Annotated in this window: 12 protein-coding genes; 10 read left to right on the top strand and 2 right to left on the bottom strand. The window is 45.7% G+C overall.

The genetic code is table 11. From position 1 onward, the window contains the following. Positions 1-19 precede the first annotated feature (19 nt). From nirB to OCU28_RS14080, 4 genes are all read left to right on the top strand, one after another. On the top strand, positions 20-2,557 hold the full coding sequence (gene nirB, locus OCU28_RS14095) for a nitrite reductase large subunit NirB (RefSeq protein ID WP_261817532.1): 2,538 nt from the start codon (positions 20-22) through the stop codon (positions 2,555-2,557). A 69-nt stretch (positions 2,558-2,626) separates the two neighbouring features. Next, positions 2,627-2,971, top strand: a complete 345-nt coding sequence (nirD, locus tag OCU28_RS14090; RefSeq protein ID WP_261817531.1) for a nitrite reductase small subunit NirD — start codon at positions 2,627-2,629, stop codon at positions 2,969-2,971. Between the two features lie 65 nt (positions 2,972-3,036). Beyond that, entirely contained in the window at positions 3,037-4,506 is a 1,470-nt protein-coding gene (locus OCU28_RS14085; protein ID WP_261817530.1) for a NarK family nitrate/nitrite MFS transporter, read from the top strand. 66 nt (positions 4,507-4,572) lie between these two features. Further along, complete coding sequence (locus tag OCU28_RS14080) at positions 4,573-6,318, top strand: bifunctional protein-serine/threonine kinase/phosphatase (RefSeq protein ID WP_261817529.1); 1,746 nt, start codon at positions 4,573-4,575, stop codon at positions 6,316-6,318. Positions 6,319-6,344: 26 nt separating this feature from the next. On the opposite strand, the gene OCU28_RS14075 is transcribed toward OCU28_RS14080, so the two are convergent. Further along, positions 6,345-6,836: a peptidylprolyl isomerase gene (locus tag OCU28_RS14075; protein ID WP_261817528.1), complete on the bottom strand. Its 492-nt coding sequence runs from the start codon at positions 6,834-6,836 to the stop codon at positions 6,345-6,347. A 114-nt stretch (positions 6,837-6,950) separates the two neighbouring features. On the opposite strand from OCU28_RS14075, the gene OCU28_RS14070 reads away from it, so the two are divergent. Then, positions 6,951-7,535 carry a DJ-1/PfpI family protein gene (locus OCU28_RS14070; RefSeq protein ID WP_261817527.1) on the top strand — a complete coding sequence of 195 codons (585 nt, stop codon included), beginning with the start codon at positions 6,951-6,953 and terminating at the stop codon, positions 7,533-7,535. 151 nt (positions 7,536-7,686) lie between these two features. Here OCU28_RS14070 and OCU28_RS14065 read toward each other — a convergent pair whose 3' ends face one another. Next, the gene (locus OCU28_RS14065) at positions 7,687-8,559 is read right to left on the bottom strand and encodes a B12-binding domain-containing radical SAM protein (RefSeq protein WP_261817526.1); all 873 of its coding nucleotides are present in this window, start codon (positions 8,557-8,559) and stop codon (positions 7,687-7,689) included. Between the two features lie 463 nt (positions 8,560-9,022). Here OCU28_RS14065 and OCU28_RS14060 point away from each other — a divergent pair, with 463 nt between their 5' ends. From OCU28_RS14060 to OCU28_RS14040, 5 genes are all read left to right on the top strand, one after another. Continuing rightward, entirely contained in the window at positions 9,023-9,721 is a 699-nt protein-coding gene (locus OCU28_RS14060) for a VC0807 family protein (RefSeq protein WP_261817525.1), read from the top strand. Between the two features lie 311 nt (positions 9,722-10,032). Then, the gene (locus OCU28_RS14055; RefSeq protein WP_261817524.1) at positions 10,033-10,827 is read left to right on the top strand and encodes a DUF3450 domain-containing protein; all 795 of its coding nucleotides are present in this window, start codon (positions 10,033-10,035) and stop codon (positions 10,825-10,827) included. A 3-nt stretch (positions 10,828-10,830) separates the two neighbouring features. After that, on the top strand, positions 10,831-12,183 hold the full coding sequence (locus OCU28_RS14050; protein WP_261817523.1) for a MotA/TolQ/ExbB proton channel family protein: 1,353 nt from the start codon (positions 10,831-10,833) through the stop codon (positions 12,181-12,183). After that, entirely contained in the window at positions 12,183-12,737 is a 555-nt protein-coding gene (locus OCU28_RS14045; RefSeq protein ID WP_390623815.1) for a MotA/TolQ/ExbB proton channel family protein, read from the top strand. The genes OCU28_RS14050 and OCU28_RS14045 overlap by 1 nt, the downstream gene beginning before the upstream one ends. 10 nt (positions 12,738-12,747) lie before the next feature. After that, positions 12,748-13,152, top strand: coding sequence for an ExbD/TolR family protein (locus OCU28_RS14040; protein WP_261817522.1), 405 nt, complete (start codon positions 12,748-12,750; stop codon positions 13,150-13,152). The last annotated feature ends 1 nt before the right edge of the window (position 13,153 follow it).

Here is a 13,153-nt window from a genome sequence, read left to right as displayed (position 1 = left end):
TTTTCAAGGAATGGATAATATGAAAAAGCAAACAGTGATAGTGGTCGGTAACGGCATGGTAGGCCACAAATACATAGAAACACTATTGCAGCACAAAAGGGATGACATAGAAATCATTACCTTTTCTGAGGAGCCACATCTTGCCTATGACCGTGTTCATCTTACCTCTTATTTTACTGGAGGCGCTAAGGAGTTAGCTTTAGCGGATGAGGGCTATTACACCGACAATGGTGTCAAGTTTGTGGTCAGCGATAAAGTGGTCAAGCTTGATACTGATGCCAAGCAAGTGATCACCGAAAGCGGCCGTATCGAACAATACGATTCTTTAGTGCTGGCTACGGGCTCTTTCCCTTTCGTTCCTCCAATTCCTGGTAATGACGGTGATCATTGCCATGTATATCGAACCCTTGAAGACCTAGATGGAATTGAGGAATCAAGCAAGCTAAGCCAAAGCGGTGTGGTTGTGGGCGGTGGCCTCCTAGGTCTTGAGGCAGCCAATGCTATCCAAGAACTTGGCTTAGAAACCCACGTAGTTGAGTTTGCGCCGCGCTTGATGGCAGTGCAGCTTGATGAGGGTGGCGGTGCCTTGCTGCGCCGCAAAATTGAGTCTATGGGTGTTTCGGTTCATACCCAAAAAGCGACCAGTGAAATCGTCGCCGGTGAGAATGCGCGCTATCGAATGAACTTTGCTGATGGATCTCATTTAGAGACCGATATGATCGTGTTCTCTGCAGGTATCCGTCCTCAGGATGAACTGGCTCGTGACGCGAATATAGAGATAGGTGAGCGTGGCGGGATAGTAGTAAACAATTACTGCCAAACGAACCTTCCCGATGTCTACGCAGTAGGTGAATGTGCCCTTTGGCAGAATCGCATCTTTGGCTTGGTTGCACCGGGCTATCAGATGGCTAAGGTTGCTGCCACTCATTTGCTAGAAGGTGAATCAGAGGCCGCATCATTTACTGGCGCTGATATGAGCACCAAGTTGAAGCTGCTTGGCGTTGATGTGGCGAGTATCGGTGAGGTGCACGGTCAAACACCAGGCGCTCAATCTTACACCTTCAGTGATGAGATTGACCAAGTCTATAAGCGTCTTATTGTTTCAGAGGATGGCAGTAAGATCATTGGCGCTGTGCTGGTGGGCGATGCCCAAGCCTACGGCACCTTGCTACAAATGAAGCAAAATGACATGCCTCTGCCGTCGAATCCATCTGTGCTTATTTTGCCTAATGTAGCGGGTGAAGAGTCAGCAGGTATGGGCATTGATGCCTTGCCGGACAGTGCGGTTATCTGTTCATGCTTTGATGTGACCAAAGGCGATATTAAGCAAGCGGTTCAGGCGGGCTGCAGCACCATGTCGGCCCTTAAAGAAACGACCAATGCCTCGACCGGTTGTGGAGGGTGTAGCGCACTGGCAAAACAGGTGTTGGACAGTGAACTATTAAGCCTAGGTGTAGAGGTCAACAATGACCTGTGTGAGCACTTTGCCTACTCTCGCCAAGAGCTCAGCGACATCGTTCGCGTCAATCAAATCAAGACCTTCGATGAACTGCTAGAGCAATACGGCAGTGGTCACGGCTGTGAAGTATGTAAGCCTACAGTCGGCTCTATCTTGGCGTCATTTTGGAATGACTACATTCTGAAAAATGAGCATATGGAGCTGCAAGATACCAACGACATCTATCTAGGCAATATGCAAAAGGACGGCACCTACTCTGTTGTGCCGCGTATTGCAGGCGGTGAAATTACCCCCGACAAGCTGATTGTGCTTGGTCAGGTGGCGAAAGAATTTGATCTCTATACCAAGATCACTGGTGGACAGCGTGTGGACTTGTTTGGTGCACAGCTAAACGACCTTCCTATCATCTGGAAAAAGCTAGTAGATGCAGGCTTTGAAACTGGACACGCTTACGGTAAATCAGTGCGCACAGTGAAGTCTTGTGTCGGTAGCACTTGGTGCCGATATGGGGTAGGCGACAGCGTTCGCTTAGCTATCGATATCGAAAATCGTTACAAGGGTTTGCGTTCTCCGCACAAGTTGAAGTTCGCGGTATCGGGCTGTACTCGAGAGTGTGCAGAAGCGCAGTCTAAAGATGTCGGCATTATCGCCACTGAAAACGGCTGGAACCTGTATGTGTGTGGTAACGGCGGTATGCGCCCTCGACATGCTGACTTGCTTGCTACTGATTTAGACGAAGCAACCTTGATCCAGTACATCGACCGAATGCTGATGTTCTATATCCGCACCGCAGAGCGCTTGCAGCGCACCTCAGTGTGGTTAGAGAACCTTGAAGGTGGCATTGAGTATCTAAAACAAGTGGTGGTTGAAGACAAGTTAAGCCTAGGGGCAGAGCTTGAGAAGGATATGGCAAGCACTATTGGGCAATATCAATGTGAATGGAAAACTACCCTTGAATCCCCTGAAAAGCTCAAGCGTTTCAGTCACTTCATTAATACGGACCAACGTGACAATACGCTCAGCTTCGTTTCAGAGCGTGAACAAAGGGTACCAAAGAACATTACTGAACAATCAATAGACGTGGTGGAAATCGATTAAGTGTTACGACGCTCAGTCATGACCAAAACCACGCAAACCTGAAATCATTTTTGAACTAGGAGAAACACTATGAATCACTGGCAGACCATTTGCGATGTAACCGACATCGCGCCAAATGTTGGCGTTTGCGCCCTGATCAATGGACGACAAGTCGCAATATTCAACTACCAGCGAGCTGGCGCGCTATACGCTATCTCAAATTACGACCCAATCGGTAAGGCGCAGGTGTTATCTCGCGGGATTGTAGGTTGCATTGACGGAGAGCCGTGTGTGGCTTCGCCTCTTTATAAGCAACACTTCAGCCTAAAAACAGGGCTGTGCATCGAGGAGCCTGAGATCAGTGTGAAAACTTATCCGGTAAGACTGATTGATGGCGCTGTACAGATACAGGTAACGGAAGCGGTCGCAGCCTAACACCTTGTCCATGCCAGCAGTAGGATGTCGCTGGAATGAAGGAATACAAGAAAAGGAATTATATTATGGATAACAGTAAATTTTCTCTGTTTTCGTTTAGTGGCAAGATGAAAGTCTTGCACCTTAGCTGGATGGCGTTCTTCATCACCTTTGTGGTGTGGTTTAACTTTGCACCACTTCTGCAAATGGTAAAAGAAACCCTCGGATTGAGTACTCAAGAGGTAAAAATGCTCTTGATCCTCAACGTGGCTCTGACCATTCCAGCGCGTGTCGTCATAGGCATGTTTACCGATAAATTCGGCCCACGTAAGGTTTATTCAGCACTGCTTGCAGTTTGTTCTATCCCTTGTTTCATGTTCGCTTTTGCCGATACCTTTGTGCAGGCGGCTATCGCTCGCTTCTTGCTCGGTTTTATCGGTGCAGGCTTTGTAATCGGTATTCGCCTTGTATCGGAGTGGTTCCCACACGATGAACTGGGTACCGCTGAAGGCATCTACGGTGGTTGGGGTAACTTCGGTTCAGCAGCTGCGGCGTTCTCTCTACCGACTCTAGCACTGTTGTTCGGTGGCGACGAGGGCTGGCGTTATGCTGTTGCAGTTACTGGTTTAATGAGCTTGGTGTTCTCTGTCATTTTTTATCGCTCCGTTTCTGATACACCTAAAGGCTCTACCTACTTCAAACCAAAGCATCTAACCGCTATGGAAGTAACCTCGAAAGGCGACTTCTTCTTACTGCTCATCATGAAGATCCCTATGTACGCTGTACTTGCTTTGCTTACTTGGAAGATGTCTTCAAGTGGTATCAGCATGCTGTCAGATACCGTGGTTACTTCCATTTATGCAGGTCTATTTGCGCTTTACTTGGTCGAACTTAGCCAGGTATGGAAGGTAAACAAGAAGGTGTTTAAAGAACCTGTACCTGAGATGCATCAGTACAAGTTCAAACAAGTGGCAGTGCTTAATGTGTTGTACTTTGCGACCTTTGGCTCTGAGCTGGCTGTAGTTTCTATGCTGCCGTTATTCTTTGCTGAGACCTTTGAGTTAACCCCTGTGCTAGCGGGTATGGTGGCTTCGGCTTATGCCTTTATGAACTTGATGTCACGTCCAGGTGGTGGTTGGATTTCTGATAAGTTTGGTCGTAAACCTACGCTACTTATCTTAACTGCAGGTCTTGCTGTGGGTTACTTCCTTATGGGTCAAGTGGGCAGTCAATGGCCAGTATGGCTGGCAGTAGCGGCAGCTATGTTGTGTTCATTCTTCGTGCAAGCGGGTGAAGGGGCTGTATTTGCAACAGTACCTTTGATTAAACGTCGCATGACAGGTCAGATTGCGGGTATGACGGGTGCATACGGTAACGTGGGCGCGGTAACTTATCTAACTATCCTATCGTTTGTGGATTACCAAACCTTCTTCTATGTGATTGCCGCAACCGCAGTACTTGGCTTTGTTACGCTAATCTTTATGGAAGAGCCAAGCGGTAAGATTGCTGAGGTGAACGAAGACGGCAGCGTTACCTTAATCAAGGTATCTAACTAATATTGATAGTACAGAACTTAAGCCCTGCTTTGCAGGGCTTGTCTAGTTTCAAGGATGGAGATAAGAATGCAGGCACAGCAGGGCATCACGCAGTCAAGGTTGAGCTTAAGCTACGGTGGATGTTCACTGAAAGGGGCGCGCGATGAAAACCAAGATGCATTTTTAGTTAAGGTTCCCCAGAAGCGCTACGAGCTGGAACACAAAGGGGCGGTTGCATGTATCGCAGACGGTGCCAGTTGCAGTGACAATAGTCAGAAGGCGAGTCACACCGCGGTAATGCAGTTTGTTGCTGACTACTACGCTACCCCTGACAGCTGGAGTATCCAACACTGCGCCAGCAAAATCCTCACCTCTATGAACAACTGGTTGTTTGAAGAAGGGCTCAAACAGAGCCTCAAACACAACGGGTTTGTGACCACATTCAGCGCAGTCATATTCAAATCAAATACCGCGCATCTCTTTCATGTTGGCGATACACGCATCTATCTGCTTCGAGATAACATCCTAAAATTACTCACTCGAGATCACCAAAGGGTCAACTTCGGTCAAAACCCCCACCTTACTCGCGCATTAGGTATGGATAATCGATTGGACGTGGATTATCAGATGGTTGAATTGCAAACGGGCGATCGCTTTATTCTGTCCTCTGATGGGGTTCACGATGCTTTCACCAAACAGCAATTATCGAAATACTTGTGTGAAACAGAAGATAAAGAAACGCTCAGTAATAAAATCAGTAGCGAGGCTATTGAGCAGGGGAGCGCCGATAATGCCACTTGCTTATTGCTGGACGTAGATTCCCTCCCACAGCAATCACTACTTGAACATCAAGCGAAGCTCTTGTCTCGCGCAGTGCCTCCTGCACTTAAAGAAGGCAATCGAATAGATCATTTCTCGGTGCAAAAAGTCTTGTACGCTGGGCCAAGAAGCCATGTATATCAGGTCCTCGATGAGAAAAGCAGTGAATTAAGAGTGTTAAAAGCGCCTTCGCTGACCTATAGCGAAGATACCGAGCACCTGAATCATCTGGCGAATGAGTTTTGGGTGGGTAGTCTGCTAAAAAGCGAGCGGGTTATGCAAGTCTATCCTACGCCGAATGATTCCAAATTTGTTTACCAGCTTTGCGAATGGGTGGATGGCATTACCTTAAGGCAGTGGATGTATGACAATCCAACCCCAACACTAAGCGAGGTGCGCACTGTTTTAGAAGAGATAATAAAAGCGGTGCGGGTGCTACAAAGAGCGGACATGGTGCACCGTGATCTAAAGCCTGAAAACATCATGGTGACAGATTCGGGCAAGATAAAATTGATTGATTTTGGGGCTGTGAAAGCGCTAGGGCTGGATGAAATCAATCATAATCATCACGAGAGTGAGCCATTGGGCGCTGTAAACTACATTGCGCCAGAGAGTATAGATACCGGAGAGGCAACAACGCTATCCGACCTGTTTTCTGTGGCAGTGATTGGCTATGAAATGCTGTGTGGAGAACTGCCATACAAGCCTATCTCAGCGCAAGTCGCGCAAACGGCAAGGCATCATAAATGGCATTATCGTCCCATCACTCAGTTTCGTGAAGATATTCCGTCATGGCTGGATCTGGTGTTTCGCAAGGCGACTCAAGCAAGTCCAAATAGCCGCTATCAGGTGCTCGGTGATTTTCTTGTGGATCTCTCAACCCCAAATCAAAAACTAGTTAGGCAAGCCAAAAAGGCACCGCTATTAAAGCGTGAACCTTTAACCTTTTGGAAAACCCTAGCGGTTATCGCAATAGTATGTGTTGTAGTGCAATGGTTTTGGCTATTGAACTAGCTTTGAGCCTAACGTAATTTGAACGGCTACAAGATTGAAACTTTCTCTATGGTAATAGGATCGATAGGTAAATCATCGAGCCCAAATTTTGAGTGAGTCTTTACTTTAGCAATAGCATTTACGACATCCATTCCAGCGGTAACTTGACCAAATACGGCGTAACCCCAGCCCTTATTATTGGTCGCAGTGAAGTCGAGAAAATCGTTGTCATCAAGATTGATAAAAAACTGTGAGGTAGCCGAGTGCGGCGCATCGGTGCGCGCCATCGCAACCGAACCAATTACGTTTTTAAGACCTCGATTGGCCTCATTCGCAATTGGGTCATGAGCCCCTTTTTCTAGAAGGTTCTCAGTATGTCCACCACCTTGAATCATAAATCCGTCAATTACGCGATGGAAGATAGTGCCCTCAAAGAAGCCTTCCTTGCAGTATCTAAGAAAATTTTTGCAGCTAACGGGCGCTTTTTCTAGATTGAGCTCGATGGTTATTTCGCCCAGATTGGTTGTTAATACGATCATATAATCGGGTTGCCGTTGTAGATTGGAATAAGTGCGAGTATACACGCAATATCCCGTCTAAGCTTAGGGAAGATTAAGGGGTTTTCGATATTATGAGTGGGTAAGGTGGGGATTATGAATTTAGGTATCTACATTTATGACCAAGCGGAAGTTCTTGATTTTTCAGGGCCTTTTGAGGTGTTTAGCACCGCTAATCGGCTCGGCGCTAAGGATCTAAATGTATTTCTGATCGCTGAGAAATCGATACCCGTGGTGGCACGTGGCGGTTTTAAAGTGTTACCTGATTACAGTTTTCAGGACCACCCAAAAATTGATCTACTGGTTGTGGTTGGCGGCGTTCATACTGGTGAAATGTGTAACTCAAACCTACTTAACTGGCTAGTATCAGTCGCGCCTGTGGCAACTGAGGTAGCGTCAGTTTGTACAGGTGTATTTCTACTGGCGCAAGCCGGGTTGTTAAAACAAGAGACAGTGACCACCCACTGGCAAGATATCCCACAATTAGCCATACAGTTTCCAATGTTAAACGTAATTAATTCTCAACGTTGGGTAACATCAGGGAAATTCACCACCTGTGGGGGGATTTCAGCAGGGATAGATATGAGTTTATACTTAGTATCAAAACACTACGGAGTTGAATTTGCCGAGCAAGTTGCACTGCAAATGGAATACCGTTGGTGCAAGGAACCCATTCAATAATCCATGCACAATTGCGAAAACATACCCAGTCCTTTCTCAACCGTGAAAGGAGTTGTTGCGATTAACCTAAGCCAAGTAATTAACCTGAGCTAAGTAATTAACTTTAGCCAAGTTAACCGCTGATGAATCTGTCATCCAACTCCTTAAATCACTACCAAGAGAAGGTTTGAATTACGTTCTCTTTTGCCATTGGATTGGCATGAATAGCTCGATTTATATTGGCAAGAAATTGCTCGCGCGAATCAAGAAAAGCGCCTTTTTGTGGAAGTACGTTATTGCCGTGATCACCCCAGTAGTAAGTGTCGATATCCAGATTTTCTAATAGGTACTTCTCTTCTTCTAAGACTTGCATCTCGGTGGGCATTAGAAACTCACCGCGTTTGACTTCTTGCTCCATAACCGTTCCAGGTTGAATTGCCAAAGCCATCGGCGCAATTTGTTCTGGCTTAGTGATATTGAGCAGATCAGTCGTTGCTTCAATATGTTCACGAGAACGCTCACGACCACCAAGACCAAAAATAAACGACAACAGGGTTTCAATACCGGCCTCTTTTGCCATTGCCATTCCTTCAATAGCATGCTCGCGTGTCATACGTTTCTTAATGTTTTCTAGCACCAGTGGATCGCCAGACTCTAAGCCCGAATAGCACAGATCTAATCCAGCGTCTTTGATCTCTTTTAGCTCTGAAATGGTCTTGCGACGGAAGTCATTAAGTCCGCTATACATAGAGATTTTATTCGCCTCAGGGAAGGTATGGCGAAGCTTATCTAAGATTTTGATTAAGTAATCGGTACGCGCTGCCATCACGTTGCCATCAATCAGAAAAATCGAGTCAACAAAGGGGTAAACACGGCGAGCTTGTTCAATATCTTTAAACACGTCTTCAATGTCACGTACCTTAAATCTCTTATCATCAAACATACTGCAAAATGTGCAGGTATTGATACTACAGCCTAGGGTTGTTTGAATCAGAATACTGCGAGCTTCTGGCCACGGACGATATACTTTACCTTCGTATTGCATGTTTGTTCTCCACTATCGCGCTAAATCAGTCACCACTTAGCGGTGATTGTGCGCTGTCTTCGATGGAGAAAAGATTACCAGTCGATGTTTGTTTTGATAATGGCTGTAAATATACAATCACTTTATACAAAAACAATATAATCTTGGGGGGTGGATAGTGCCGCTTGCGACATGTAGTTACTGAGTCTCGCCCCTCTCGATGAGAGTGACAGGTAAAAAAGAGCGCCTAAAATCTATGGTGAATGGTTGAAGGGGAATTGCGATAAACACCGTCACCCATAAAACGTCACAGTTCTCTACTAAAATTAAACGATAGCGAGCACGAAATGCAAAATTGTTGAACGGGCTCATATTATTGGGATGCGCGGTTTAGATAAGGCGTAGCAAAGGTTTACATCAAAGCCCAATCAAGAAACAATCCCGCTACATATGTAAGACTTGTGCAAACAACAACTGGAACACTATGAGTAACAACGTAAATAAAAAATCAAACCCGCTATTTGAGATCCTGTTTAATGTGGTTTTGCCGTCATTTATCTTGATGAAATTCAGTGGCGATGAGCACCTAGGAACAGTGTGGGCTTTGATCGTTGCCTTGGCTTTTCCTGTTGCCTATGGTGGCCTGGAGCTGATACGCAATAAAAAGTTCAACCTTATTGCGGCACTGGGTTTTGTCAGCGTTTTATTGACGGGTGGAATTGGCTTACTGGAGCTCGATACCCAATGGCTGGCTTTGAAAGAGGCGTTGATTCCGGGCTTAATCGGTATCGTGGTATTGGGTTCAACCTTTACTCGAACCCCTCTGATGCAAAAATTGATTTTCAACGAAACCATTTTAAATATGGCGCTGATCAAACAAAAATTGGCGCAGTCAGGTAATGAACAGGCTTTTCAGCGCTGCTTGATGAACTCTAACTACTTGTTTGCTAGCACCTTTGCTTTTTCTTCGGCAATGAATTACATCTTGGCAACCTATATTGTTACCAGTCCTGCCGGCACGGCAGCGTTTAACGAAGAACTGGGCAAGTTAACCCTTTATAGTTACCCGGTAATAGCTATTCCAAGTATCTTGATGATGTTTGGCATTTTCTATTATGTATGGCGTCAAATTCGCACTATGACCGAGTTGGAAACAGAGCAGATATTTCATCACAATAATTAATTGCTAGCGTTTCACTACTTACTAAGCCAGATATGTAACGCCATATCTGGCTTTTTTGTGAATGCAGACATCTGCTGAGCTTATCGGTTAGCCTAATCGATAAGCTATCTAGTCTCGAACATCTCTCGCCCATAGATAGCTCTAATAACTATGTATGTTATTGAAATTTATCGCCTCTGTAACAGGTGGCTCTACAAACCCAAACCAAGTATTATCACTTTTTCTCTTGTTGCAGGAATGCTAATCTCAAGGTCGACCTTTTAAGATTACCGTATGCGCACCTTGCGGCATCATTGATTTACGAGAAACTAATGAATCACACACATATGCGATTCCTGCTTGTAGTAGGGCTATTATTAGGAAGTTTGGTGGCTCGAGCTAGCGAACAAGCTGTGTTGCAGAAGTCTCAAAACGTTGAAGCTCAAATTACCAACAATGCGGCCCAAACACAGAAAAAGGTTGCCAGTAGTAGTGATAAGTCCATGCAACTACAAGCGGATATCGCGGCATTAAAGCAACAAGTGCAAGACTTATCTATCTATCGTTCTCATCTTCAAGGGTTGATTGCAAGTCAGCATCAAGAGCTTCAAGGATATGAGTTACAACTTTCTCAAATAGAAGTGACGCGTCAAAGTATCGTGCCATTGATGTACCAGATGCTAGATGGGTTGCAACAACTTAATGATCAAGACCGTCCAATACGTATCGAGAGCCGTAAGCTGCGTCTACAAACGCTTACCCAGATGATGACTGAGGCCGATGTGAGTGATGCGGAGAAGTATCGACGCATCCTAGAGGCGTATCAAATAGAGATGGATTACGGCAGTAAAATGGGTATCTATTCTGGCGCTATTGATGTGGATGGTCACACCATCATTGCAGAGCAGTTATATATTGGGCGGATCTCCCTTGTGGCACGCTCCAATGATCGCAACCATTATTGGGCGTGGAATAACAGCAATAGACTGTGGGAATCTCAATCAAGCAGTGTAGGGCGCAATATAGATAAGGCGTTTGATGTGGCAAACAAGCAGGCTTCTCCTAGTATTCTCGAATTGCCGGTTTCACTCCAAGGTGCACACCAGACTACGGGTGAGGAGAAATAAGCGATGAAACATCACCTGATCAAAATAAGCCTTGCCCTGTTAGCCCTGATCTATGCGATACCAAGTCATGCCAGTCAAGCGTTGCTCGAGCAGACCATCAAGGCGAAAGCTACTCAACAACAACATAATAAGCAGCGACAACAACAATTTGCAGGTCAGCTGCAACAGTTACAGCGTGAGTACGACGCCTTAGTTAAGCAGCGTAACCAGCTCAATAAAACTATCGATTCCTTAAGTAGCCGATTCCAGACAAACGAACAAACGTTAGCCGATAAGCAGAAGGCTTTGACACTCGCAACAGGGAGTTTGGGGGAGATATTTGGTGTTGTTCGTCAGTCGGCAAAAGCGTTACAAACTGAGCAGCAGCGCTCTGTCGCCTCAATTGGGTTAGAGAAAGACATTCACACTATTGACGATATTATTGAAGCGAAAACGATTCCATCTAAAGCGCAATTACATGGGTTATGGCAGGCGTATGTTCATCAAATCGATAATAGTTCGCTAGCTGCAATGATCACTGTTCCCTTTGTACCTGGCTCTGGGCAGATCGAGCAAAAGCAGGTGTTACGCATGGGAGCGTTTGGTTTAGCCGATAACTCTGGCTACCTTGCTTGGAATTCACAGACCCATCTTGCAACAGCCTATAGGGTGCAGCCCAAGCATCCGTTAACCGCCAGCACTAATATTATCTCGCAAATGCCGATGCTATCGGTAGACCCTAGTCGCGGGACGTTGCTTGAGCAGTTGTCACATAACCCGACCATAACTCAGCGCATCGCACAAGGTGGGATGGTTGGTCAGATCATTATTGCACTACTGGTTATTGGGCTTTTGATTGGGGTTTACCGCGCTATGGTATTACTGGCGATTAAATCAAAGATCAATAAACAGCTCAAATCAATCGATTCGCCGACACCGGATAACCCGTTAGGTCGAGTTATGCTGGTACATAAAGTAGACCAAAGCACGACTATTGAAGCGTTAGAGCTTCGTTTGCTAGAAGCTGTAATGGATGAGCAACAGATTCTCGACCGTGGCATTTCTACCATCAAATTGCTGGCAGCGCTGGCACCGATGCTGGGCCTTTTAGGGACGGTGACCGGAATGATTGACACCTTCCAAACTATTACTCAATTTGGTAATGCGGACCCTAGGATTATGGCTGGTGGGATCTCTATGGCGCTGATTACTACGGTATTAGGCTTAATTGCCGCTATGCCACTGCTATTGATGCATAATCTGTTATCTAGCCTTTGTGAAGGTGTGCGTAATGTGATTGAGAAGCAGGGCGTTGGTCTGGTAGCGCAAAGTGCTGAACGTAAACAAGTACTTGAAAGCAAACAGGTTGCATCATAATGAGTGGCTGGTCATCTATCTGGGCCATGGCAGGTGATGTTCCCTTTGTCAGCTCTTTACAAGAGCTGATGTTTCGAGGTGGCCCAGTTTTGTGGTGGTTGGCTGCGGTAGTTGTTGTATTCTGGGTATTGGTGCTAGACCGAGTTTTGTATTTGTATTGGGTGTTTCCTAAAAGTCAGCAGTATTGGGTTGGCAAGTGGCAACAGCGAACAGACCGTCATTCATGGTATGCCATCTCACAAAGAGAGGCTTGGCTTTCGATATCTCAAGCTAGGCTTAAGCGCTCTCTTTCATTAATCAAGGTGTTGGTTAGCATGTTCCCTATGCTGGGGTTGTTGGGAACCGTTACTGGGATGATTTCAGTATTCGATGTGATGGCAATACAAGGAAACAGTGAGCCGCGCCTTATGGCGTCAGGTATATCAATGGCAACCTTACCCACAATGGCAGGTATGGTAGCAGCGCTTGTCGGCATGTTTGTCTATTCAAGATTATATGCATTGGCAGAGCGTAAACAGTTGCACTTAGAGCGACTCCTGCGAATTAGCGAATAGAGGCTTAGTGATGAGATTAGGACGTCGACGTCAATCAAACGAAGAAGCGCAAATAGATATGACCTCTATGTTAGATATCGTATTTATTATGCTGATATTCTTTATTGTAACCAGTTCATTTGTAAGGGAATCTGGTGTTGAGGTAAATCGACCGCAAGCGGCGCATGCGACTAGCCAAAAAGATGCAGGTATATTTATTGCTATCACAGATACCAATCAAATTTATATCGACAAGCGCCTTATTGATATCGAACGGGTACAGGCGACTATTGAAGGAATGTTGATTGATAAACCAGAAGCGTCAGTGGTTATTCAAGCGGATAAATTTGCTTTTAATGGCACTGTAGTTGAGGTTATGGATGGCGTGAAAGGGGCTGGGGTAGCGAAGATTGCTCTGGCGACAGCGGCCAAATAGA

The organism is Vibrio gallicus (genome assembly GCF_024346875.1).
Lineage (GTDB): Bacteria > Pseudomonadota > Gammaproteobacteria > Enterobacterales > Vibrionaceae > Vibrio > Vibrio gallicus.
Note: the sequence above shows the minus strand (reverse complement) of the source record. Positions and strands in the feature narration are given on the sequence as shown.